Annotated in this window: 19 protein-coding genes and 2 pseudogenes; 6 read left to right on the top strand and 15 right to left on the bottom strand. The window is 71.8% G+C overall.

Features of this window, described 5'->3' with window-relative positions; all coding sequences use genetic code 11:
- The first annotated feature begins 119 nt into the window (after positions 1-119).
- Positions 120-437, top strand: coding sequence for an anti-sigma factor antagonist (locus ACFP2V_RS13820; protein WP_381210724.1), 318 nt, complete (start codon positions 120-122; stop codon positions 435-437).
- A gap of 22 nt (positions 438-459) precedes the next feature.
- On the opposite strand, the pseudogene ACFP2V_RS13815 reads toward ACFP2V_RS13820, so the two are convergent.
- Positions 460-1,400 (bottom strand): annotated as a pseudogene (locus ACFP2V_RS13815) (ribose-phosphate diphosphokinase); the annotation flags it as partial.
- A 260-nt stretch (positions 1,401-1,660) separates the two neighbouring features.
- Between ACFP2V_RS13815 and ACFP2V_RS13810 the strand changes: the two are divergent.
- The gene (locus ACFP2V_RS13810) at positions 1,661-2,323 is read left to right on the top strand and encodes a DUF4230 domain-containing protein (protein WP_381210721.1); all 663 of its coding nucleotides are present in this window, start codon (positions 1,661-1,663) and stop codon (positions 2,321-2,323) included.
- A 92-nt stretch (positions 2,324-2,415) separates the two neighbouring features.
- Positions 2,416-2,964: pseudogene (locus ACFP2V_RS13805) on the top strand (VanZ family protein); the annotation flags it as partial.
- Positions 2,965-3,157: 193 nt separating this feature from the next.
- Here the strand turns inward: ACFP2V_RS13805 and ACFP2V_RS13800 are convergent.
- The 3 genes from ACFP2V_RS13800 to ACFP2V_RS13790 all read right to left on the bottom strand — a co-directional run bounded on the left by ACFP2V_RS13800 (position 3,158) and on the right by ACFP2V_RS13790 (position 5,763).
- Positions 3,158-3,397 (bottom strand): hypothetical protein, encoded by a 240-nt coding sequence (locus ACFP2V_RS13800; RefSeq protein WP_381210718.1) that lies wholly within the window; start codon positions 3,395-3,397, stop codon positions 3,158-3,160.
- 722 nt (positions 3,398-4,119) lie between these two features.
- Positions 4,120-4,392: a hypothetical protein gene (locus tag ACFP2V_RS13795; RefSeq protein ID WP_381210715.1), complete on the bottom strand. Its 273-nt coding sequence runs from the start codon at positions 4,390-4,392 to the stop codon at positions 4,120-4,122.
- 81 nt (positions 4,393-4,473) lie between these two features.
- A complete protein-coding gene (locus tag ACFP2V_RS13790; RefSeq protein WP_381210713.1) occupies positions 4,474-5,763 on the bottom strand; it encodes an ROK family transcriptional regulator in 1,290 nt (429 codons plus the stop codon).
- 232 nt (positions 5,764-5,995) lie between these two features.
- Between ACFP2V_RS13790 and ACFP2V_RS13785 the strand changes: the two genes are divergently transcribed.
- The 3 genes from ACFP2V_RS13785 to ACFP2V_RS13775 all read left to right on the top strand — a co-directional run bounded on the left by ACFP2V_RS13785 (position 5,996) and on the right by ACFP2V_RS13775 (position 9,005).
- The gene (locus ACFP2V_RS13785) at positions 5,996-6,490 is read left to right on the top strand and encodes an FBP domain-containing protein (RefSeq protein WP_381210710.1); all 495 of its coding nucleotides are present in this window, start codon (positions 5,996-5,998) and stop codon (positions 6,488-6,490) included.
- Positions 6,491-6,624: 134 nt separating this feature from the next.
- Positions 6,625-7,878, top strand: coding sequence for an FUSC family protein (locus ACFP2V_RS13780; protein ID WP_381210707.1), 1,254 nt, complete (start codon positions 6,625-6,627; stop codon positions 7,876-7,878).
- Positions 7,879-7,937: 59 nt separating this feature from the next.
- Complete coding sequence (locus tag ACFP2V_RS13775; protein WP_381210704.1) at positions 7,938-9,005, top strand: hypothetical protein; 1,068 nt, start codon at positions 7,938-7,940, stop codon at positions 9,003-9,005.
- Between the two features lie 237 nt (positions 9,006-9,242).
- Here ACFP2V_RS13775 and ACFP2V_RS13770 read toward each other — a convergent pair whose 3' ends face one another.
- The 11 genes from ACFP2V_RS13770 to ACFP2V_RS13720 all read right to left on the bottom strand — a co-directional run bounded on the left by ACFP2V_RS13770 (position 9,243) and on the right by ACFP2V_RS13720 (position 21,113).
- Positions 9,243-10,085: a pentapeptide repeat-containing protein gene (locus ACFP2V_RS13770; protein WP_381210701.1), complete on the bottom strand. Its 843-nt coding sequence runs from the start codon at positions 10,083-10,085 to the stop codon at positions 9,243-9,245.
- 45 nt (positions 10,086-10,130) lie between these two features.
- The gene (locus tag ACFP2V_RS13765) at positions 10,131-11,078 is read right to left on the bottom strand and encodes a sigma-70 family RNA polymerase sigma factor (protein WP_381210698.1); all 948 of its coding nucleotides are present in this window, start codon (positions 11,076-11,078) and stop codon (positions 10,131-10,133) included.
- Positions 11,079-11,147: 69 nt separating this feature from the next.
- Positions 11,148-11,891 (bottom strand): PIG-L deacetylase family protein, encoded by a 744-nt coding sequence (locus ACFP2V_RS13760; RefSeq protein ID WP_381210696.1) that lies wholly within the window; start codon positions 11,889-11,891, stop codon positions 11,148-11,150.
- An 84-nt stretch (positions 11,892-11,975) separates the two neighbouring features.
- Positions 11,976-13,277, bottom strand: a complete 1,302-nt coding sequence (locus ACFP2V_RS13755; RefSeq protein ID WP_381210694.1) for an alpha/beta fold hydrolase — start codon at positions 13,275-13,277, stop codon at positions 11,976-11,978.
- A 103-nt stretch (positions 13,278-13,380) separates the two neighbouring features.
- Positions 13,381-14,400, bottom strand: coding sequence for a LacI family DNA-binding transcriptional regulator (locus ACFP2V_RS13750; protein ID WP_055594331.1), 1,020 nt, complete (start codon positions 14,398-14,400; stop codon positions 13,381-13,383).
- Positions 14,401-14,558: 158 nt separating this feature from the next.
- On the bottom strand, positions 14,559-15,983 hold the full coding sequence (locus tag ACFP2V_RS13745) for a BNR repeat-containing protein (protein WP_381210692.1): 1,425 nt from the start codon (positions 15,981-15,983) through the stop codon (positions 14,559-14,561).
- A 28-nt stretch (positions 15,984-16,011) separates the two neighbouring features.
- Positions 16,012-16,332 carry an L-rhamnose mutarotase gene (locus ACFP2V_RS13740; protein WP_381210689.1) on the bottom strand — a complete coding sequence of 107 codons (321 nt, stop codon included), beginning with the start codon at positions 16,330-16,332 and terminating at the stop codon, positions 16,012-16,014.
- A 90-nt stretch (positions 16,333-16,422) separates the two neighbouring features.
- Entirely contained in the window at positions 16,423-17,508 is a 1,086-nt protein-coding gene (gene rhaS / locus ACFP2V_RS13735) for a rhamnose ABC transporter substrate-binding protein (protein WP_381210686.1), read from the bottom strand.
- A 26-nt stretch (positions 17,509-17,534) separates the two neighbouring features.
- On the bottom strand, positions 17,535-18,566 hold the full coding sequence (locus ACFP2V_RS13730) for an ABC transporter permease (RefSeq protein ID WP_381210683.1): 1,032 nt from the start codon (positions 18,564-18,566) through the stop codon (positions 17,535-17,537).
- Complete coding sequence (locus ACFP2V_RS13725; RefSeq protein ID WP_381210680.1) at positions 18,559-19,599, bottom strand: ABC transporter permease; 1,041 nt, start codon at positions 19,597-19,599, stop codon at positions 18,559-18,561. Before ACFP2V_RS13725 ends, ACFP2V_RS13730 begins: the two co-directional genes overlap by 8 nt.
- Positions 19,596-21,113, bottom strand: a complete 1,518-nt coding sequence (locus tag ACFP2V_RS13720; protein WP_381210677.1) for a sugar ABC transporter ATP-binding protein — start codon at positions 21,111-21,113, stop codon at positions 19,596-19,598. Before ACFP2V_RS13720 ends, ACFP2V_RS13725 begins: the two co-directional genes overlap by 4 nt.
- Between the last annotated feature and the right edge of the window lie 84 nt (positions 21,114-21,197).

Here is a 21,197-nt window from a genome sequence, read left to right as displayed (position 1 = left end):
GGGGACCGGCGTTGGGGCCCGGTCCGTGCACGAAGCAGGCTGGAGGCGATGGCGTGGTGCGGCACCAACCTGCACCGCCTACCCGGTTTCTCCGCGTCCGTCAGGACCGGGGACACACGGTGCTGGATTTCCGCGGCGAGATCGACATCGTCGCGGAGGTGGAGGTCGTCCCGCACCTGGACGCGGCGACCTCGGCCCCGAAGTGCCGCGTCGTGATCGATCTGACCCGGGTCGAGTTCCTGGACGCCTCCGGTCTGCGCCTGCTGTACCGGGCCCGGCAGCGGGTCCTGGAACAACATGGCAGTCTGCATCTGGTGTGCACCGATGCGCTGACCCTGCGGGTGCTGCGGATCACCGGCCTGGCCCGGCTGCTGCCTCCACGGCCGACCCTGGACGCGGCCCTGGACCAGCCCGAGGCCACGCCGGGCCCGGTGTGACGAGCGAGTGCTGTCCGGTCGGCGGCGCGTCGAACAGGGCGCCCACGGACTCACCGTTGTGGATGCGCCGCACCGCCTCGGCGAGCGCCGGGGCGATGGACAGGACCCGCAGCTTGTCCGTGTGCTTCTCGGCGGGCATCGGGACGGTGTCGGTCCACACGATCTCCAGCACGTCGGGCTGCTCGCCCAGCCGCTTGAGCGTCCCGGCCGCGAACAGGCCGTGGGAGCAGGCCACTCGGATCGAGCGGGGGCCCGGCTCCCGTAGTCGGTCGAGCAGTTCGAGCACCGTGCTGCCCTTGGCGATCTCGTCGTCCGGGACGACGACGTCCCGCCCGGCGACCTCGCCGATGACGGAACTGATCCGCACCCGGTCGTCGGCGGACCGTTGCCTCGTCCCGGCCGCGACCTGCGCCCCGATGATACGGGCGAACGCCGCCGCCTCCTTCGCGTTGCCCAGGCCGGGCGGGACGACGGTGGTGCGGCTGAGCTCGTACCGCCCGAAGTGCGAAGCGAGTTCGCGCAGTGCGTGCAGATGGTCGACGGGCGCCGAGGGGAATCCGTGCACCCGCGGTGCGTGCAGGGTCATCGCCAGGACGCGGCTCGCTCCGGCCGCCACCAGGAGGTCCGCGACCATTCGTCCGCCCATGGAGATGCGCGGGGCGTCCTTCTTGTCGGAGCGGGCGTAGGAGTAGTGCGGCATCACGGCGGTGATCCGGGAGGCGGACGCCCCACGGGCCGCGTCGCACATCAGGAGCAGCTCCACGAGGTGCTCCTGTACCGGTCCGACCAGTGGCTGCACCAGAAACACGTCGCGCTCGCGGCAGTTGGCCGGCAGTTGCACCTTCAGAGGGTCGTTGGCGACCTGCCGGCCCGGACGGGGCTGAGCGGCCCGCCGGGATGCGTGCGGACCTCCGCCGCCGGTTCCGGATGGGCACTGCCGCTGAACACGGCGAGGTCCCGCACGGGTCGGCTCCTCGAATGATCATGGCGGCCGAAAGGCTCATGTTATCGGCCCCGGGCCCCGGGCCGCCGCCGTCCGGTCGCCGCGGGGCACCACCCGGTGACCCCTTCGACCATCGTTTCGACGGCTCCTCCAAAACTTCCGGCGCTCCCGGCACGCCGTGCACCCCCACATACTCCCCGCGGTGTCCTTCACACCTCAACTCCCGTGTCTGTTCTGTGGAGTGAGGGGAATCTGGTCAGTAGGAAGGAGGGCCGTCACCATGACGACTCCCATCAGGCGCCTCCCCGGGCGCATGCCGGGCTGGGCGAAGGTACTCACCGCGGTGGTGGTGGTGCTCGCCGTGCTCTTCGCCGGGATCCGGCTGAGCGTCCTGCCGGGTCTGAAGGACCTGTTCGGTACGGAGACCCATGACCGCTCCGGTCCCGCGCTGCTGGAATCCATCCAGGACATCAGCCGGTACGACGCCGCGACCGGCAACTTCCAGGTCGTGGTGGACCTGGAGAAGGACACCAGGTTCCTGCCCGACGCGATCCGCGGCAGCCGCACCCTGTACGTGGGCGCGGGCACCGTCGACGCCTACGTCGACCTCGGAAAGCTCGGCAAGGACGACGTACAGGTCGACGAGGACCGTACGTCCGCCACCCTGCGGCTGCCGCACGCGCGCCTCGGCACTCCGGCGCTCGACCCCGAGCGTTCCTACGCCGTCTCCAAGGAGCGCGGGCTGCTCGACCGGCTCGGTGACCTCTTCTCGGACAACCCCAACAGCGAACAGGCCGTGCAGAAGCTCGCGGTGCGGCACATCGGCGCCGCGGCGAAGGAGAGCGAACTGACCACCCGTGCCGAGAGCAACACCACGGGGATGCTCGAAGGTCTGCTGCGCTCCCTGGGGTTCACGAAGGTGGACGTCTCCTACGGCGACTGAGCGGCAGCGGTGTCCGCACCGGCCCGGCGTGACGACGGCGCCCCCGGGCGGCCCATCCCATCCATGACAGCAGTTGAGAGTCGGAGGACGGAATGACCCGTACAGCCTCACGCCCGCGCTTCGGGTGGCGCCGGAAGCCGGGCAGCGCCCCGCCCGGACGCGGCACCGGGGGCGGCGGGAGCGAGCGGCGTCCGCTCCCGCTGCCGGCCCGGCTGCTCGTGATGCTCTGCGCCTTCGCGTTCATGGTCGTTTTCGCGATGGTGCTGGCCCGGCTCACGCTGCAGCCCTCCCCCGCCTCCGAGGCGCTGATCCACACCAATCTGCATCCCGGTCGTTCCCTGCGGGCCTATCTGGACCAGCCCGCGCTGCGCGACGCCGTCCGCCAGGTCGGCGGCAACCTCCTGCTGGGCGTGCCCTTCGGCGTTCTCGCGCCGGTGTTGGCGCCGCGCACCCGCGGATTCGTGCAGGTACTGCTGCTGACCGGGATCGTGATGCTGATGGTGGAGTTCGCGCAGGGCGCGCTGATCACCGGTCGCGCCTTCGACATCGACGACGTCATCCTGAACACCAGCGGGGCACTGATCGGATACCTCCTGCTGGGACGCCGGCTCAGCCGGGCCGTGCACGCACGCAGGCCGAGGGCCGGGGCCGCGCCGAAAACCAAGACCAAGCCGGCCACCAAGCCGAAGAGCGCACCGGAGGGCAAGGCACAGAGCAGGCTGCGGGGCAAGGCGAAGGGCGGGGCCCGGGCCGGGGCAGGGGCCGAGGGGGAGTCCAAGGCGGAGGCATGACCCGGATGGCACGCCGGGCAGGACCCGGTGCCCGCCGCGGCGCCTACCGGTGCCGGGTCCAGGTGTACTTGTCCCCGCCGACCCAGCGGACCACCTCCGGGTCGTCGAGATCATGGACGGTGATCCCGAACGTGGCGGCGGCCAGCAGCACGTCGGTGATGGTTCTGGCCTCGCCGATCACTTCTCCGTCGATCTCCACGATCCGGAACGGCGGCGTACCGGGCTGTACGCCGAGCACCATGATCCGTGGATGGGCCATGTACGGGCTCGCACTTTCGGTCATACACACGAGCCTAGAGCGCAAACCGGACGAGCGCGGGTTGCGTGCCGGCGGCGGAAGGGGACTCGAGCGGGCGCCGGGGTGCGTGGGGCCTTCGGCTGTCCTGGTCCCGTCCGTCGTGCGGCCGCCTGTGCCCTGGGGAGCCCGTCGAGGCGCTGGACCGGACCGCCTTTCCGCTGGAGCGGTCCCGGCACCGACGTACCGCGTCCGGGCCTTCCGTACCGTTGCCCGGGTGCTGACCGGGCTGGGCACGGACGAGGGCGGTGGCCGGGTCGCTGAAGCAGCTGCCGGCCTGGACCGGGGGCGCGTGGTGTCCTCCGCGTCATCCGCCGCGGCGGACCGGTGAGCAGGCCGGTGAGCCCGCACCCGTACGGCTCGCGAGGGCGCCCGGGCAGGGGTGAGGCACATCACCGCAAAATTGGGGCATTCATCCGTAACGCCTGGAACACATCGGGACCGCGTCCCGTTGAAGAGAATGTGGGTGCGGTAGGAACAGTGTCCCCGGGCCTCACCTTCCGCCCACAGGGACGATCGTTCGGCTGAAGCCCTGTGGAGTCTTTGCCGAGAGGCGACCGCCTTCCGTACCCACCACCGAGCCGCCCCGACCGTGATTCCCCCGTCGCGGTCGGGGCTTCCTCTTTTCCGTTTTTCCGTCCTCGGGCAGGGCCGGGCGGGAGCTTCCCCGTTGCACGGGCGCGCCCCGTCGTACAGGTCCGCGATGCGCGCTACGCGGGGGACTCGTCCGGTACCGGCTGCTCCGGGTCGGCGGAGGCCGAGTGCGGCGCTCCCCGCCGACCGGTCCCGGCCTCGTCCGTGTCGGGGACGTCGGGCTGCCGCTCACCGGACGCATCCGAGCCGGACTCCCCGGCGGCCACGTCCTCGCCGACACCCGGGGCGACCTCCCAGGGGTCCTCGCCCTCGCCCGCCTGCTGGTCGGGCAGATCCCGGGGGATGCCCTGGCCGTTCTCACCGGATCCTTCGTGGCGGTGGCCGGTCATGGCACGCTCCCTTCTTCCGTAGGCCTTGCGCTCTTCCGTATGTGTGCCCCGCGGGTACCGCCGCGGCACCCGGCGAAACGCTCAGCGCGGCGTCCGTTCCCGCAGAGCTCTGCGCCAGGCGGGCGGCGGGGATTCCGGATCCGGGTCGGGGCGCCGTCCGCCGCGGGCGAAGAAGTCGGCGAGCGGCAGGATCGCGGCGCCGACCGTGACGGCGTCGGGGCCGAGGCTGCCCAGCTCGATCGTCACGTTCTCAGCGGGATGGCGCAGCGCGTACGACAGGGCGTGCTTGCGGACGGCGGGCAGGAAACGGGCGCCGAGCTGGAGGCCGGCCCAGCCGCCCACGAGGATGCGTTCAGGCTGGAAGAGGTTGATCAGGTCGGACAGGCCGGCGCCCAGGTACTCGGCGGTCTCCTCCAACACGGCGAGCGCGACCGGGTCGGCGGCGGTGCCGTCGGGAGGGTAGGCGGCGGCGAGCATCGCGGTCAGCGCCGTCTCCTCGTCGGCGCCTTTGGGAACCCGGCCGCCTTCCTCCCGCCACCGGGCGAGCAGCGACTCGGCGCCCGCGTAGGCCTCCAGGCAGCCGAGCGCGCCGCAGCGGCAGCGCCGCCCCCGGACCCGTACGGTCAGGTGCCCCCACTCGACCGCGCGGCCGTGCTCCGCCTCCGGCGTGACGAGGCAGGCACCGACGCCGGAGCCGAAGAGCACGACGAGGGCGTTGCGCGCGCCGCGTCCCGCCCCGAACCACATCTCGGCCTGGCCGAGGGTCCTGGCCCCGTTGTCGATGAAGCAGGGCACGCCGGCGGGCAGGGGCGAGCCGTTGCGCAGCAGGGACTCCAGTTCGATGGCGTCCCACCCGATGGTCTGCCCGTGCACGACGGCGCCCCGGTCGGGAGTGTGCTCGACGATGCCGGGGACGCCGATGCCGACACCGAGCAGCCGCTCGGGGGCGAGGCCGGCGGCGGCGAGCACCTCGGTGATTCCGGCGTGAATGTGGTCGACGATGACGTCGACCTCGTAGCGCTGCTGCTCCAGCGGGCGCTCGGCGCGGGCGAGTTCGGTGAGCGTCAGGTCGAACAGTTCGACCCGGACCCGGGTCTCGCCGACGTCTACGCCGATCATGTGGCCGCTGACCGGTGTCACCCGGAGCAGGGTGCGCGGGCGACCGCCGTCGGAGTCGACGCTGCCGGCCTCCTCCACCAGGCCATCACCGATCAGGTCGGCGACGACATTGCTCACCGAGCCGGAGCTGAGCCCGGTCGCCGGGCCGAGTTCGAAGCGGCTGAGCGGTCCGTCGAAGTAGAGCCGCTGCAGCACGGCCCCGCGGTTGGCCCGCCTGAGGTCGCGTACCGTGCGCCCGTTCCGCCCCGCCATGTGGCTGCTCCTCCCGAACCCCTGCCCGACCTGCAACATACCGCCGGGAACCGTCTCGGCGCGACTTTCTCGCACCCTTATTTAATGTAGTGAACTAAAGCCGTCCGCTCACACCGTCTCGGCGCCCCCGGAAAACCGTTGGATCAGGCTCCTCCGAGATCCTTACCGTGGGAAGGAAACCCGGGTCTTCCTGGTTTCGGCAGGCCGTACCAGGAGAACGCCGGAGAACCCCATGAGATCACTCACCGACCAGGACATACGCGGTTCCTTCGTCAATTGCTCGAAGGGTGAGGCCAAGCGTCTGTTCGTGCCGCGCGACCTCGGGGAGCGGGTCTGGGAGGACCTGGACTTCCTGGGCTGGCGGGATCCAGGTGCGCCCGACCGCACCTACCTGGTCACCGAGCGTGCGGACCAGGGACGTCTGGTCGGGGTGGCGCTGCGGTTCCAGCCCGCGCGACGCGGCTATCTGCAACGCAGCATGTGCTCGCTGTGCCTGACGACGCATCCGCGCGGGGGCGTCAGTCTGATGACCGCGCGCCGGGCAGGCGCGGCAGGGCGCGAGGGCAATTCGGTGGGCGCCTACATGTGCGCCGACCTCGCGTGTTCCCTCTATCTGCGGGGCCGGAAGGTGCCGGAGTCGGGAATGCGGATCGAGGAGACCCTCACGCTCGACGAGCAGATCGCCCGCACCCTGGGGAATCTGCACGCCTTCCTCGACAAGGTGTGACGTCCCGGGGGCTCCGGTGGGCCATCGGGTCCGCGCGCGTCCCCCGGGGTCCCTGAGCATCGCCGTGTCCCCCGCACGACTGCGGAACCTCCCGAAGACGTTCGACGCTTCCGGTGAGAGGGAAGCGTCGAAGGATGCGAGAGGTACGTGAGTGGACGGCGCCGGTCAGGAAGTTCGTCAAGCGGCACCGTGATCCGGAGTCCGTGCAGACGATCCGCTCGGCGGCCGCGGCGACGATCGCATACGTCATCGCGCTGCGGCTCAGCCCGGAGCCCGCCCCGCTCACCGCGCCGCTGACCGCGCTGCTCGTCGTCCAGGTCACCCTGTACTCCACGCTCACCACCGGCGTGCGCCGGGTGAACGCCGTGGTGGCCGGGGTGATCGTCGCCATCCTCTTCAGCCTTCTGGTGGGCCTGACCTGGTGGAGTCTGGGTCTGCTGATCCTGGCGTCGCTGATCGTCGGACACCTCGTACGCGTGCACGAATTCGTGCCCGAGGTGGCGATCAGCGCGATGCTGGTGCTCGGTGTGACGTCGGTCGGGGACGTGGCGTGGGAGCGCATCCTGGAGACGCTGATCGGCGCCGTCGTCGGACTCTCGTTCAATCTGCTCCTGGCCCCGCCGGTGTGGGTCGAGGAGGCCGGTGAGTCGATCGAGGAGCTGGCCCGGCGGGTGCGGCAGCTGATGCTGCGCCTGGGCGAGCAGGCCTCCGGGCAGACGGCCCATCACAAAGCGGCGGCCCGGCTGCACGAAGCGCGCCAGCTCGATCACGACATCTCCGAGGTGGACGCGGACCTGCGGCAAGCCGAGGACAGCCTGCGGCTCAACCCGCGCGTGCGCGAGGGCCTGCTGCACCGGATCGTGCTGCGCACCGGGCTGGACACCCTGGAGATCTGCACGGTCGTCCTGCGGGTGCTCGCCCGCACCTTCACCGACCTCGCGAAGGAACACGAGCCGGACCCCCTGTTCTCTCCGGAGACGGGTGCCGTCGTCGAACGGCTGCTGTCCGAGATCTCCGACGCGGTGGTCAGCTTCGCGGTGCTGGTCACCGCGAGTGTCAGTGAGAGCGCGGAGTCCGCCGAGGACCGGCTCATCGCCGAACTGCGGCAGGCCGCCGCCACGCGCGACCGGCTGGGCCGGCTGTTGCTGGAGAAGATCCGCAAGGACGCCCGTCAGTGGCAGCTGTACGGCTCGCTGCTGGCCGAGGCCGACCGCATCCTGGACGAGATGGACACCGAGCACCGGACGCACCGGCTGATGGAGGAGCTGGACCGGCACACCCGTGAGCAGCGGGAGCGCATGCCCCGGATCACCCGGACGCGGGACCGGCTGCGCGTTCCCGGCCGGCGGCGCCGGAACCGTCGGGGCCCCGCCGGGCGTTCTCGGTGAGGGAAGCCGGCGGCGGGCGGGTGCACCGCCGGCCACGAGCACACGAAGGGGGCGCGCGGATGACCGGCACCAACGTGCGGATCGACGGGAACACCCTGCGGCTGCCGGGCGGGGCGGCGGTGCGGTTCATCCGTACGCTGCGGCTGCCGGAGACGGGCACGCACGCCCTGCCCCCGGGCCTGGGCGAGTTCCCGGTACGGCGGGTCGCGGACTACGCGGACTCGGTGCCCGAGGCCTGGCGGGCGCGCGGCGGTGTGATGCTTCCGGTGTATCTGCGGGAGGCCCTGTGGCTGAGCTTCGCGGGTACGAAGGAGCCGGCCGCGCTGCAGGTGGGGGTCGGCAAGGTATGCGCGGTCTCAGGCCGCCCGTGGAACGACCGGCCGGCCCGCTCGCCGCAGAACTACGTGGTGCTGCCCCGGCAGCGCTGGCTGGACGGCATCAACTCCGGCAAGGGCACGGTTCGCCAGTTCGTGGCCGTGCCGCTGGGCCTGGGCGCGACGGTGGAGGGCCAGGTCACCGGCGAGGAGGTGTGGGGCGGCGTCCAGCTGCAGTCGTTCCCGCTCGGCGAGGGCGCGCTGGCCCGGTGGCGCCAGACGGAGCAGGAGCGGCTGGCGCGGCAGCGGGCGGAACTGGCCGCCCGGCCGCCCGCCCCCGCCGAGGGGTACGGCGCCGCACACGCCATGGCCGCGCCGCCGTACGCGCCGAGCGCGGCCCCCACGGGGTTCCGCGGCGCGCCCCGGCCCGCCGCGGCGATGGGTCTCGGTGTCGGCGGTTCCCTGCGGCAGGAGGTCTACCAGGACGATCGGCCGCTGACGGACTGGGCCGAGCAGCCCTCGGGGCGGGTGTTCGTCCACCTGGTGACGCCTCCCGAGTGGCGGCGCATCACGGGCGAGGCGCCGCCTCCGTCCCCGGTGGACCGGACCGCCTACACCCGGGCGGGGCTGCCCTGGTTCGACTACTACGACCAGGACGCGCAGGACCTCGGCCCGGCCGACCCGCTCCAGTCGGTGAAACCGGTCGGCGACTGGCTCGGGGACGACCACGAGCCCTGGCAGCCGCCGTCGCCGCACCAGGTGAAGCAGCTCGGAGACGCGCCGGGCAAGCCGGTGGAGGACGGTGACTGGTAGCCGCCGGACACCGAGGGCAGGGGCAGGGGGCGGTCGCGTACGCGGCGTCCGATCAGCCGTCGCCGTCGGCGCGCCACCGCCTTCACCGCCCGGGGGATGTCGGCCCGTCCGGCGCCGACGAGCGCCCTGTTCGGCGGCGTCCAGGACGAATGAGACGTCCCGGCCCGGCGACGCGGCTGCCCTGTCTGGCCGGGGCAGCCGACGCGCCCGGGTTCGCCCGGACCCGCCGGCGCAGTGTCAGGCTCCCGCCGTCCAGTGCGCCGGACGGGTGAGTGTCCCCGGCAATGTGGTGCCGGCGCTTCCCCGGGCCGCGTTCAGCTGTGGCTGGGTGAGGAAGAACGCCCCGGTGAGATCGGCGTCCGTGAGGTCGGTGTCGCGCAGGTCGGCGCCGATCAGGTCCGCGCCCCGCAGGTCGGCACCGGTGAGGTCGGCGGCGATGAGGTAGGCGCCGCGCAGACTCACTCCGCGCAGGTCGGCCCCCTTGAGGCGGGCGCCCATGAGATCGGCGCCCCGGCGGTCCTTCCGACGCCCGCGCACCCCGGACCGGGCCAGTTCGCTGGCCTTCAGCAGCAGCACGTTGACGTCCTGCCGGTGCGCGCCCACGTCCAGCTCCCCCAGGTTCTGCGGGGTCTCCCGGGTAAGCCGCTCCGTCGTCTCCAGCGCACGACGCAGGTCCGCGTGCACGGGGCGGGCCGCGGGCAGGGTGAGCGCCTCGGTCAGGTACCACAGCAGCTCGTGCAACTGCCGGACGACCGGGAAGACGTCGAACATGAGGCGGGCCCGCTCCGGTGGCCCGGCGCGCCAGTCCTCTCCGCCGAAGGTGACCTGCGAGACCTTCTGCCCGGCGCCGAAGCAGTCGTACACCGTGCAGCCGCTGAACCCCTCCTGCCTCAGCCGCGCGTGGATACCGCAGCGGTGGTCCTCCCGCAGATTCCGGCAGGGCCGGCCGGCCTGCTTGTCCACCGCGAAGGCGGCGGAGGCGGCGAACGGCAGCGCGACGCAGCACAGCCCGAAACACTGTGCGCAGTCACCGCTCAGTTCGGGGCGGCCGGTCTTCGGTTCCGACATGCCGTTCAGCATACGGAACGTGGGGCGGGTGCCGGACCGTACCCCCGTCGGCCGGGCTCATCCCGTGAGGCCGGGCACCTCCAGACGGTCGAGCCGCTCGGGGTCGGCGAGGATGTACATGCCGGTGATGCGGCCGTCGGTGACGGTGACGGCCATGACCGAGTTGAGCCGGCCCTCGACCACGCTGATGAGGCCCATGGAATCGTTGACCATGACCTGCTGCGCGGCCGCGGTGTACCGGGCGAACATGAGCGCCGACTCGGCGACCGCCCTCGCGCCCTGGAGCGCCTTGGACACGGCGGCACCGCGGACCAGGGTGCCCGCGTCCGCCCTGAGGGTCACGTCCGGGTGCAGGACGGCGACCAGTGCGTCGAAGTCACCGCCGTGTGCGGCGGCCATGAAGGCGTCGAGCGCCTGCTTCTGCCGGCCGAGGTCGGGATCGGACGACGGGGTGGCGTCCCGCACCCGGCGGCGGGCACGGCTGGCGAGCTGCCGGGTGGCAGCCGGGCTGCGCTCCACCACCGGGGCGATGTCGTCGAACGGCACGGCGAACATGTCGTGCAGCACGAACGTCAGGCGCTCGTCCGGCTCCAGGTTCTCCAGAACCACCAGCAGGGCCACACCGACCGAGTCGGTCCGGAGGGCCTCCTGCTCCGGGTCGGCCGGTGCGAGCGATCCGATCACCGGGTCCAGGACGAAGGTCTCGTCGATCGGCTGCTCCCGGCGAGCGGTGCGCGACCGCAACAGGTCCAGGCAGATCCGGCCGGTCACGGTGGTGAGCCAGCCGCCGAGGTTGGCGATGGCGCCGGGGTCCGTCCGGCCCAGCTTCAGCCAGGCCTCCTGAACGGCGTCGTCCGCCTCGGCCTGCGAGCCGAGCATGCGGTAGGCGACCGCTGTGAGATGCCCTCGGTGCGCCTCGAAGCGCTGGGCCAGCGCGTCCCGGCCGCCCGTGTCCGCACCCGCGTACTCCACTCCCACTCCGCCGTTCCCGCCTGTCGCATCCATGCCGTCGCCCGTCACCGTTTCCTGCCCCCCTTGCCCCGCTCCCCCGCCGGCCCGGCGCGCCCTCCCCCGTCACCGGGAGAACAGCTCGAAGGCGACCGCGGGCCGGCCGCCGAACCGCTTACCCGTCTTCCTGCCGTTCCCCGTCAGGAAGCCGCGCACGTATTCCTCGGGATCCTGGTCGGTCAACGCCTGGATGTAGACGCGGTGTTCCAGCAGTGAGCGCACCGCCCTGTCCAGGCCGTTCGTCGCGTCCACGGCGTGGGTGGGGGTGCTGGAGCCCGCCACCGCGACCCAGCGGACCCCGGTCCAGGGTTCGAGACCCTGCTCGGTCAGTTCCGGGAAGATCCACCGGTTGCCGGCGTCACCGGCCGCGTCGAGCACCGCGCGTCCGACGGCCACATGGTCCGGGGTGTTCCAGAAGGTGCCGCCCCAGGTGTCCCGGTGGTTCAGGGTGATCACCAGCTCGGGGCGATGGCGGCGGACGGCGGCGACGATGTCCCGGCGCAGGGCGGTGCCGTACTCGATGACGCCGTCCCGGTGGTCCAGGAACTCCACCGTCGACACGCCGACCACGGCCGCGCCCGCCCGCTGCTCCCGCTCCCGGAGCGGGCCGCACTCGGCGGGGTCCAGGGTGTCGATGCCCGCCTCGCCGCGGGTCGCCAGCACATAGGCGACCTCGCGGCCGGCGTCGGTCCAGGACGCGATCGCCGCTGAGCAGCCGTACTCCAGGTCGTCGGGATGGGCGGCCACGGCCAGCGCGCGCTGCCAGTCGTCGGGCATGGGGGCGAGCTGAGCGGGTGTCACCTCGGTCATGCCCGCAGACTAACCCCCACCACCGACAACGCCCCGGAACGCGCACGGTGCACGCGGTGCGCGGAACGTCCGGGGCGCGCGGGCTCACACCTCGTCGCGGGCCATCGCCAGCAGCCGGTCCAGTACGCGGGGACCGCCCGCGCGGATGCCGTCGTGCTCGAACTCGTCGGTCACCCAGGTGCGCAGGCCGCGGATCGCCCGCGCGGTGCGCAGCGAGTGAGCCGTGTCGACGTACATGTCGTCGTGGTAGACGGCCGCCACGGCCGGGACCTCGTTGGCGGCGAGGCGGGCCGGGTCGTACAGAGGGGTCCAGTCGGTGCGGGCGGCGAGCAGTTCGGCGGTCTCGCGCAGCGGGCGCAGCGCGGGGTCGCAGTCGAACATCCAGGGGTGCACGGACTCCCCGGTGAACAGCAGCGGCCCGTCGCCCGCGAGGGCCTTCGCCGCGTCGAACCGCGGGAACTCGGCCCGGACCCGTTCGGCCGACCAGGCGGTGGGCCGGGCGTCCTGGCCGTAGATCGGCTCGTGGATGAGTGCGTACAGCGGATGGCCCGCGTACGAGAGCAGGCCCTGCGCCTGCTCCTGGAACGCGTCGGACAGTGCCGGGCCCGCCGGGGTGGGGACGAAGGCGTCCTCCAGGAGGTGGTGCAGCTGGTGGCTGCCGTCGCCGCTGCCCAGCACGCGGCCCAGGGACTGGAACGCCTCGGCGGTGAGCCGGTAGCCGTTCGGGAGGACGACCTCGTGGTCGAGGAGGTGCTCGGCGATCCGACGGGCGCGTTCGACGTCCTGCGGATAGCGGGCGTAGTGGGCGGCGACCTTGCGCTCGATGCGCGGGTAGGCGGCCCGGTAGACGTCGTCGGCGTGGGCGTCCAGGGAGGGCAGGCCGCCCGTGATCACGGCGGTGTCGAGGCCCTCGGGTGCCGTGGACAGGTAGGCGACGGTGCAGAAGCCGCCGAAGCTCTGGCCGAGTACGGTCCAGGGGGCGCCGCCGGTGACCTGCGGGCGGATCGCCTCGCAGTCGCGGACGATCGAGTCGGCGCGGAAGCGGGCGAGGTAGTCGGCCTGCTCGGTGGGGCCGCCGCGCAGCGGGAGCGTCTGCCGGTTGGCGGGGGTGGAGCTGCCGGTGCCGCGCTGGTCGAGCAGCAGGACGCGGTACTCCTTCAGGGCCCGGCCGAGCCAGGACGGTTTTCCGACGAATCGGTTCGCCCCGAATCCGGGGCCGCCCTGGAGGTACAGCAGCCACGGCAGGTCCTGGCCCGCCCGGTCGCCGGCGACGACCTCACGCGCGTACAGCTCGATCGTCTCCCCCGAGGGCGCGTCGTGATCGAGGGGGACGGTGAAGCGGCGGTCGGTGAGGACGACGCCGGGCTGGCGGTAGCTGACGGTCAACGGGGCTCCCGGGACGAACGGACGGTCGGGCCGCGACCCAGTTCAGCACATGTCCGCCCGGTCATTGCACCCGGGATCCCGGCCTGCGCGCGGGACCCGCTGGTCAGCGCGCCGACAGGCTGGAGCGCCGGACGACGAGTTCCGGGCGCAGCACGACCCTGCGGTGTTCGTGGGGCGCGGTCCCGGTCTCCGTCTCCTCGAGCAGCAGCTCCGCCGCCAGTGCGCCCATAGTGACTGCGGGCTGCCGTACGGAGGTGAGGGGGACGGCCGCGGCGGCGGCGAATTCGATGTCGTCGTAGCCCACGATCGCCAGGTCGTCCGGGACGCCGACCCCGGCCGCGTACATCGCCTGGAGCACGCCGAGGGCGAGCAGGTCGTTGGCGCAGAAGACGGCGGTGGGGCGGTCGGCGAGCCCGAGCAGCCGCGCGCCTGCGTCCCGTCCCGCGGCGACGTCGAGCCGCTCGGTGGGCAGTTCGCGCAGCGCTTGTGGGCCGAGTCCGGCCTCGGCGAGGGCGTTCAGCGCGCCGGTGCGCCGGTCTCTGACCTGGTTCAGGCCGGGCGGCCCGCTGACGTAGGCGAGGGACCTGTGCCCCGCGTCGACGAGGTGCCGCACGGCCAGCGCGCCGCCGGCGACGTCGTCCACGGAGACCGAGCACTCGGTGGTGCCCTCCGCGACCCGGTCGACCAGGACGAAGGGGATGCCATGCCGGCGGAAGGCCTCGATGTTGCGGCCGGTGGCGTCGGCCGGGGTGAGCAGCACGCCCCGTACCCGCTGCTCGGCGAAGAGGGAGAGGTAGTCGGCCTCCTCGCTCGCGTTCTGTGCGCTGTTGCAGACCATCACGCCGAGTCCGGCCGCTCGCGCGGCGCGTTCGGCGCCGCGCGCCACGTCGACGAAGAAGGGGTTGCCCATGTCGAGGACGAGCAGGCCCATGATCCGGCTGCGGCCCGCGCGCAGTTGCCGTGCGGACTCGCTGCGGACGTAGCCGAGCCGGTCGATGGCGGACAGCACCCTGGCCCGGGTCTCGGCGGCGACCGTGTCCGGACGGTTGATCACGTTGGAGACCGTGCCGACGGAGACTCCGGCGACGCGGGCGACGTCCTTGATACCCACCGACTGGGCCATCGGGCAGGGACCTCCGAGAAGACGAGGAGCGAAAGGCGAGGGACGGAAGGTGGGGGGCGGCCGGTGGTCGTTCACATTACCGGCCCGGCCGTCCCCCGATCGGCGGTGGCCGGGTCGGGCAGGGCTGGTCGACGGGGCGGACGGAAGCCGGGCGGGAGTCAGGTGGGCAGCCGGAAGTCGGCGACGTGCAGCGCCGACGGGGTGGCGCCGCTGGACCGCTCCTGGTACATGACCGACAGCACGCCGTCCTGGGCCGGCCGGGTCTCGTCGATCAGGACCTCGCCGAAGGCGTTCAGACCGGCGCCGTCGTACAACAGGGTCCAGTCGGTGTGGTCCGAGGCCGCGGAGGCGCCGGCGATCCGACCGTAGGGGAGGATCGCGTAGGCGTTGTCGTACCGGTCGAGAAGCAGCCGGGTGCGCTGGCTGGAATGCAGGGAGACGGGGATCTCGGTCTTGCGCCAGGTGCCCGAGGCGGTGCGGCGGACGTGGAAGGCGCGGCCGTTCGCGATGCGGTCGGCGACGTAGTCGGTGGTGCACTGGCCGAAGCGGCCGGGGACGTAGCTGATGATCGCGTGCGGCCGGCCGGCGGAGTCGGTGGACTGGCTCTCCTGGTTCATCAGGGAGTGGTCCGGGTTCAGCGGGTCGACGACCAGGCCGGGGTCGGTGACGGAGACCCGGTCGGCGGTGCCGGTGGTGGCGACGGCGGTGCCCGCGTCGTTGCGCCAGGTGCGGCCCCGGTCGTCGGAGTAGACGTAGCCGGTGTCGTGGTTGGTGATTCCGCCGGGGCTGCACATGACGGCGCCGTTCTGCTCCCGCCAGGTGAAGAAGGCGTGCAGGCGGCCGTTTTGGTCGTAGTCGATGCCGTGCAGGTACATGTTGCGGGCGGTGGAGGAGCCGTGCTCGCTGCGGTAGGTGCCGGTGGAGGCGGTCCATTCCCCCAGCGCCGTCCAGCGGGTGCCGTCGTACTCGGCCAGCGCGTTGCGACCGTCACCCGAGACGCCGGCGCGGTAGCTGAGCTGGAGCCGGCCCTCGGGGGTGGAGACGAACTGCGGGTAGGTGAACTGCGAAGTGAGAACGAGGCCGTCGAGCGTGGACTGCGGGGCACCGAAACGGCTCGCGGTCCAGGCCGACCCGGACGGGTTGTCCATGAGCCCGGCGGCGGACTTGATGTAGGTGAAGCCGTCGCTGTGGGAGTCCATGTGGAGGTGCAGGCGGCCGTCGGTCTTCGAGACTCCCATGGAGATGACGTTGTGGGAGTCGTTGTAGCGGAGTGTGTGGCCGACCTTGGCGGTCTGCCAGGTGCTCGCGCCGAGGGCGCGTCGGCCGACGACGGCGGTGCGGTCGGCGGTGTACCAGACGGCGTACTGGTGGCCCTTGTGGGTCAGCAGGCCGTTCTTCTGGAAGGAGTTGTTGTTGACCAGGCCGTCGTAGGAAACGAAGTAGACGGCCCGGTCGTCGAGGGTGGTGCGGCCGGCCGGGGTGACCGACGGGCCGGGGGCGGCGGCGCGGGCGGCGGACCCGCCGAGGGCGGGTCCGGCCACGGCGGCGAGTACGGCTCCGGCCAGCAGGGTGCGTCGTCTCATCTCGGGGCTCCTCGGGTGGGGTCCGTGGTCAGGCGAGGTGGAAGACTTCGGTGAGCGGTTTCATCGCCTCGTCCGGGCGGGCGCCGTCGAGGGTCTCGAAGAGGGGGGACATCTCCGCCTGCCAGCGGGCGTTGACGTCGGTGGCCTCCATGGCGGAGCGGGCGGCCTCGAAGTCCGGGGTCTCGAGGTAGCCGACGAGGAGGCCGTCGTCGCGCAGGAAGAGGGAGTAGTTGTGCCAGCCGGTGGCCGAGAGCGCCTCGCACATCTCGGGCCACACGGCGGCGTGACGTTCGCGGTACTCGGCGATCCGGTCCTGGCGGACCTTGAGCAGGAAACAGACGCGCTGCATGAAGTACCGCTCCTTCAGCTTTTCTTCAGTGAATGTTGACGCTGCCTCAGGTTCCGTCACACATCAGACAGTTGGCTTGGCAGGCCCCACTCAGAAGTCGAAGTCGTCGATGTTCTTCGAGTTGAAGACGGTGGGCTTGCCGAGGTTGATCACGCCGTCCTTGCCGATGGTGTACTCGCCCATCGCGCCGGCTTCGAAGGTCTCGCCCTCCTTGCCGGTGATCTGGCCGGAGGACAGGGCGACGGCGGTGCGCGCGGCGAGTTCGCCGAGCTTGGCCGGGTCCCACAGCTCGAACGCCTCGACGGTGCCGTTCTTGACGTACTTGCGCATGTCGTTGGGGGTGCCGAGGCCGGTCAGCTTGACCTTGCCCTTGTACTTGGAGCCGGACAGGTACTGTGCGGCGGCCTTGATGCCGACGGTGGTCGGGGAGACGATCCCCTTCAGGTTCGGGTACTCCTGGAGCAGGCCCTGGGTCTGCTGGAAGGACTGCTGGGCGTCGTCGTTGCCGTAGGCGACCTTGACCAGCTTGATGTCCTTGTACTTGGGGTCCTCGAGCTCGTCCTTCATGAACTCGATCCAGGCGTTCTGGTTCGTCGCGGTCTGCGCGGCGGACAGGATCGCGATCTCGCCCTTGTAGTCGATCTGTTCGGCGAGCAGCTGCACCTCGGTCCGGCCCAGGTCCTCGCCGCCGGCCTGCGAGACGAAGGCGTTGCGGCAGTCGGCGGTGGTGTCGGAGTCGTAGGTGACGACCTTGATGCCGTTCTTCATGGCCTGCTTGAGCGCCGTGCACAGCGCGCCGGGGTCCTGCGCGGAGACGGCCATGGCGTCGACCTGCTGCTGGGTGAGCGTGTTGACGTAGGAGACCTGGCCGGCGGTGTCGGTGGCGCTGGAGGGGCCGACCTCCTTGTAGTTGGAGCCCAGTTCCTTCAGGGCCTTCTCGCCGCCCTTGTCGGCGCTGGTGAAGTAGGGGTTGTTGACCTGCTTGGGCAGGAAGCCGACGGTCAGGCCCTTCTTGGTGGGCGCGTCGGGGTCGGCCTTGCCGGCCGTGGCCGCCGAGCCGCCGCCCTCGTTCTTGACGTCGTCCTTGGTGGTGCCGCCGCAGGCGGTGGCGGCCAGGGCGAGGGAGGTGACGGCGGCGAGGGCCGCACAGGTCCGGCGGAGGGAAGACTTGCGCATGGTGGATTCCTTACGGGGAGGAGGATTCACGGGGCCGGGGTGGGTGCTTTGGACACCGGTGGTGGGGCGGCCCGGCGTCCGGCACGTGCGGCGGAGATCTGCCGTGCGACGCGCGGACCGAGCACGGAGACGACGAGCAGGACGCCGGTGACGACGATCTGCGACTGGGCGGAGACGTTGACGAGGCTCATGACGTTCTGCAGTGCGCCGAGCAGGAAGACGCCCGCGATCGCGCCGCCGAGGGTGCCCTTGCCGCCGTCGAAGTCGATGCCGCCGAGCAGCACGGCGGCGACGACGGAGAGTTCGAGGCCGGTGGCGTTGTCGTAGCGGGCGCTGGCGTAGTGCAGGGCCCAGAAGACTCCGGTGAGGGAGGCCATCAGGCCGGTCAGCGTGAACAGGATCAGCTTCTGCCGCCTGACCCGGATGCCGGCGAAGCGGGCGGCCTCCTCGCTGGCGCCGATGGCGAAGAGCGAGCGCCCGAACGGGGTGGCGTGCAGCGCTACCACGGCGATCGCGAGCAGCACCAGGAACGGCAGCAGTGCGTAGGGGATGAAGCTGTCGCCGATACGTCCGGCGGCGAAGTCCAGGTACTGCGCGGGGAAGTCGGTCACCGCGTCGGAGCCGAGCACGATCTGTGCGATGCCCCGGTAGGCGGCGAGGGTGCCGATGGTGACGGCGAGGGAGGGCAGTCCGAGCCGGGTGACGAGCAGGCCGTTGACCAGACCGCAGGCGACGCCGATGAGCAGGCAGACCGGGATGATCGTCTCGATGGTCATGCCCTGGTTCCACAGGGCGCCCATGACCGCGCCGGACAGGCCGGCGGTGGAGGCGACGGAGAGGTCGATCTCGCCGGAGACCACGAGCAGCGTCATGGGCAGGGCGATCAGCGCGATCGGCAGGGTGTTGCCGATCAGGAAGGACAGGTTGAGCGCGTTGCCGAAGCCGTCGACGGTGGTGAAGGACAGCAGCAGGACCACGACGAGCAGGGCTCCCACGACCGTGTCCCAGCGCACGGAGGGGGACCGGCGGACGGCGCGCGTGAGAGCGGGGTCAGCCATGGCGGGCGTTCCTCTTCTTCAGGGCGGCGGCCACGCGCAGGGCGACGATCCGGTCGACCGCGATGGCGAGGATGAGCAGGATGCCGTTGATGGCGAGCACCCATACGGAGCTGACGCCGAGGGCGGGCAGGACGCTGTTGACGGAGGTCAGCAGCAGCGCGCCGAGGGCGGCGCCGTAGACGCTGCCGGAGCCGCCGGTGAAGACCACGCCGCCGACCACGACGGCGCTGACGACGGTGAGTTCATAGCCGGTGCCGGTGCCGGAGTCGACGTTGCCGAACCGGGCCAGGTACAGCGCGCCCGCGAGTCCGGCGAGGGCGCCGCAGAAGGTGTAGGCGGCGAGGATCCGCTTGCGTACGGGGATGCCTGCGAGCCGGGCGGCCTCGGGGTTGGAGCCGAGCGCGTACAGCTCGCGTCCGCTGCCGAAGTGCTTGAGGTAGTAGGCGGTGGCCACGAGGACGGTGAGGGCGATCAGGGCCAGGTAGGGCACGGCCGAGATGCCGCCGGAGCCGAAGTCGACGAATCCGGTGGGGAGATCGGCCGCGGTGATCTGGCGAGAGCCGACCCAGATGGAGTCGATGCCGCGGATGATGTAGAGGGTGCCCAGGGTGACGACGAGGGCGGGCACCTGGCCGAGGCTGACGAGCAGTCCGTTGAGCAGTCCGAAGCCGATGCCGAGCAGCACCGCCAGCGCGATGGCGACGACCGGGTTCCCGCCGCCCTGGAGCCATGTGCCGGCGGCGAAGGCGGAGATGCCGAGCGTAGAGCCGACGGACAGGTCGACGTTGCGGGTGAGGACGACGAGGGCCTGGCCGGTGGCGACCAGGACCAGGATGGTCGCGTTCAGCAGCAGGTCCTTGATGCCCTGCTCGGACAGGAACTCGCTGTTGCCGGCCTGGGTGACGGCGATCATCACCAGGAAGACCAGCAGGATGGCGAGTTCGCGCACCTTGAACACGCGGTCGACCAGCCGGGTGCCGCTGGACTTCGGCACCTCGACGACGGGGGTGGGGTCAGGGCTGACGATCGTCATGCGGCCCTCCCCGTGGCTGCGGCCATCACGGTTTCCTCGGTGGCGTCGGTGCGGGGGATCTCGGCGGTGAGGCGGCCCTCGTGCATCACCAGCACGCGGTCGGCCATACCGAGGATCTCGGGCAGGTCGGAGGAGATCATCAGCACGGCGACACCGTCGGCCGCGAGCTGGGAGAGCAGCCGGTGCACCTCGGCCTTGGTGCCGACGTCGATGCCTCGGGTCGGCTCGTCCACGATCAGCACCTTGGGGCCGGTGGCGAGCCACTTGGCGAGGACGACCTTCTGCTGGTTGCCGCCGGAGAGCGTGTTGACGGTGTCGGCGATCCGGGCGTATTTGACGTGCAGCTTGATCGCCCAGTCCAGGGAGCGGCTGCGTTCGGCGCCCCGGTCCATCAGGCCGGCGCGGACGGTCGTACGCAGTCCGGTCAGGCCGATGTTGCGCTCGATGGACATGTCCATCACCAGACCCTGGGCGCGCCGGTCCTCGGGGACCAGGGCGAGGCCCGCGGCCATGGCGGTGGACGGGGCGCCGTTGGTGAGCGCGCGTCCGTCGATCTCGACCTCGCCGGCGTCCCAGCGGTCGATGCCGAACACGGCGCGGGCCACCTCGGTGCGCCCGGCGCCCACGAGTCCGGCGAGGCCGACGATCTCGCCGCGGCGCACATCGAAGGAGACGTCGGTGAAGACGCCCTCGCGGGTCAGCCGGCGCACGCTCAAAGCGATCTCGCCGGGGCGCACCTCCTGCTTGGGGTACAGCTCCTCGAGGTCGCGGCCCACCATCCGGCGCACCAGGTCGTCCTCGGTCATGCCGTCCAGCGGTTCACTGGCGATCCGGGCGCCGTCGCGCAGGGTGGTGACCCGCCCGCAGATCTCGAAGATCTCCTCCAGGCGGTGGGAGATGAACAGGACCGCCGCGCCCTGCTCGCGCAGGGTGCGCACGACGCCGAAGAGGCGGGCGACCTCGCTGCCGGTGAGGGCGGCGGTCGGCTCGTCCATGATCAGGACGCGGGCCTCGAAGGAGAGCGCCTTGGCGATCTCGACGATCTGCTGGTCGGCGATGGACAGCCCGCGGGCCGGGCGGTCGGGGTCGAGTTCGACGCCGAGCCGCCGCATCAGGGCGGCGGTCGCGGTGCGGGTGGCCTTGTGGTCGATCCGGCCGAGAGCACGCCTGGGCTGTCGGCCCATGTAGATGTTCTCGGCGATCGAGAGGTCGGGGAAGAGCGTGGGCTCCTGGTAGATCACGGCGATCCCGGCGTCGCGGGCGTCGCCGGGTCCGTGGAAGAGGACGGGCGCGCCGTCGAGCAGCACCTGGCCGGCGTCCGGCCGGTGCACTCCGGCGAGCGTCTTGATGAGGGTCGACTTGCCGGCTCCGTTCTCTCCGGCGAGGGCGTGCACCTCGCCGGGGAACAGGTCCAGGGAGACGTCCCGCAGGGCACGGACCGCGCCGAAGGACTTGGAGATGTCCCTCAGTGCGAGAACCGGGGCGGCCGGACCCGTGTCGGACGGGTGGGTCATGAAGGCTCCTCGACGACGTCCGGCAGGGCAGCCCTCGCGGCGTCGTGAAAGGTTTCAACTGGGTTGCCGGGACGTTAGGCGCGC

Source organism: Streptomyces incanus, assembly GCF_042656345.1.
Lineage (GTDB): Bacteria > Actinomycetota > Actinomycetes > Streptomycetales > Streptomycetaceae > Streptomyces > Streptomyces incanus.
The sequence above is the reverse complement of the archived record's forward strand: the minus strand, read 5'-3'. Positions and strand labels throughout refer to the sequence as shown.

What these genes read in the sequence shown, in the direction of transcription:
- ACFP2V_RS13810 (WP_381210721.1), top strand. Translation starts at nt 1,661, where the DNA reads ATGACGACTCCCATCAGGCGCCTCCCCGGGCGCATGCCGGGCTGGGCG.
- ACFP2V_RS13800 (WP_381210718.1), bottom strand. Translation starts at nt 3,397, where the DNA reads ATGACCGAAAGTGCGAGCCCGTACATGGCCCATCCACGGATCATGGTG.
- ACFP2V_RS13795 (WP_381210715.1), bottom strand. Translation starts at nt 4,392, where the DNA reads ATGACCGGCCACCGCCACGAAGGATCCGGTGAGAACGGCCAGGGCATC.
- ACFP2V_RS13790 (WP_381210713.1), bottom strand. Translation starts at nt 5,763, where the DNA reads ATGGCGGGGCGGAACGGGCGCACGGTACGCGACCTCAGGCGGGCCAAC.
- ACFP2V_RS13785 (WP_381210710.1), top strand. Translation starts at nt 5,996, where the DNA reads ATGAGATCACTCACCGACCAGGACATACGCGGTTCCTTCGTCAATTGC.
- ACFP2V_RS13780 (WP_381210707.1), top strand. Translation starts at nt 6,625, where the DNA reads ATGCGAGAGGTACGTGAGTGGACGGCGCCGGTCAGGAAGTTCGTCAAG.
- ACFP2V_RS13775 (WP_381210704.1), top strand. Translation starts at nt 7,938, where the DNA reads ATGACCGGCACCAACGTGCGGATCGACGGGAACACCCTGCGGCTGCCG.
- ACFP2V_RS13770 (WP_381210701.1), bottom strand. Translation starts at nt 10,085, where the DNA reads ATGCTGAACGGCATGTCGGAACCGAAGACCGGCCGCCCCGAACTGAGC.
- ACFP2V_RS13765 (WP_381210698.1), bottom strand. Translation starts at nt 11,078, where the DNA reads ATGGATGCGACAGGCGGGAACGGCGGAGTGGGAGTGGAGTACGCGGGT.
- ACFP2V_RS13760 (WP_381210696.1), bottom strand. Translation starts at nt 11,891, where the DNA reads ATGACCGAGGTGACACCCGCTCAGCTCGCCCCCATGCCCGACGACTGG.
- ACFP2V_RS13750 (WP_055594331.1), bottom strand. Translation starts at nt 14,400, where the DNA reads ATGGCCCAGTCGGTGGGTATCAAGGACGTCGCCCGCGTCGCCGGAGTC.
- ACFP2V_RS13745 (WP_381210692.1), bottom strand. Translation starts at nt 15,983, where the DNA reads ATGAGACGACGCACCCTGCTGGCCGGAGCCGTACTCGCCGCCGTGGCC.
- ACFP2V_RS13740 (WP_381210689.1), bottom strand. Translation starts at nt 16,332, where the DNA reads ATGCAGCGCGTCTGTTTCCTGCTCAAGGTCCGCCAGGACCGGATCGCC.
- rhaS (WP_381210686.1), bottom strand. Translation starts at nt 17,508, where the DNA reads ATGCGCAAGTCTTCCCTCCGCCGGACCTGTGCGGCCCTCGCCGCCGTC.
- ACFP2V_RS13730 (WP_381210683.1), bottom strand. Translation starts at nt 18,566, where the DNA reads ATGGCTGACCCCGCTCTCACGCGCGCCGTCCGCCGGTCCCCCTCCGTG.
- ACFP2V_RS13725 (WP_381210680.1), bottom strand. Translation starts at nt 19,599, where the DNA reads ATGACGATCGTCAGCCCTGACCCCACCCCCGTCGTCGAGGTGCCGAAG.
- ACFP2V_RS13720 (WP_381210677.1), bottom strand. Translation starts at nt 21,113, where the DNA reads ATGACCCACCCGTCCGACACGGGTCCGGCCGCCCCGGTTCTCGCACTG.